General features: G+C 73.1%; 2 protein-coding genes. Both read left to right on the top strand.

All coding sequences use genetic code 11. The annotated features are described in order from the left end of the window. On the top strand, nt 1–226 hold a 226-nt coding region (locus tag KUM32_RS41275; protein WP_374227620.1), incomplete at its 5' end, for a hypothetical protein. Continuing rightward, a partial coding sequence (locus tag KUM32_RS41270; protein WP_217146774.1) for an aminotransferase class IV occupies nt 223–580 on the top strand: 358 nt, incomplete at its 3' end. The genes KUM32_RS41275 and KUM32_RS41270, both read left to right, overlap by 4 nt.

The raw sequence follows: 580 nt of genomic DNA, 5'->3' as shown, positions 1-580 counted from the left end.
CGTGGACGGCGTCTTCGCCGACGAGCACACCCGCACGGCCGTCTGCGAGTGGACCAGCTTCAAGCCGGGCCTGGGCACCGTGCTGCGCGGCGTGGAGGTCTACCGCTTCAACGACGCCGGCCTCATCGACGAGGTCCGCGTCTACTACGCGTCCCGCCGCGACGACACGGCCCCCGCCAACGAACTGGAGGGCTACCCGTACGCCGAGCGGGGATTCGCCACGTGAGCGGTGCCGCCCCGGCCGAGCCCACCGCGCCGCTCGCGGCCGGCGAGCCCTTCGACGAGCGTGACGGCGTCATCTGGCTGGACGGCGGGTTCGTGCCCTGGCGGGCCGCGCGGCTGCACGTGCTCAGCCACGGCCTGCACTACGCCACCAGCGTCTTCGAGGGCGAACGCGTCTACGACGGCGTGGTGTTCAAGCTCCACGAGCACAGCGAGCGACTGTGCGCGTCGGCCCGGGAGCTGGGCTTCGAACTGCCCTGGAGCGCCACGGAACTCGACCGCGCCACCCGCGCCCTGGTGCGCGCCCAGCACCTGCGCGACGCGTACGTGCGGCCACTGGCCTGGTGCGGCACCGAGA

Source organism: Streptomyces sp. AC627_RSS907, from assembly GCF_019049165.1.
The sequence above is the reverse complement of the archived record's forward strand: the minus strand, read 5'-3'. Positions and strand labels throughout refer to the sequence as shown.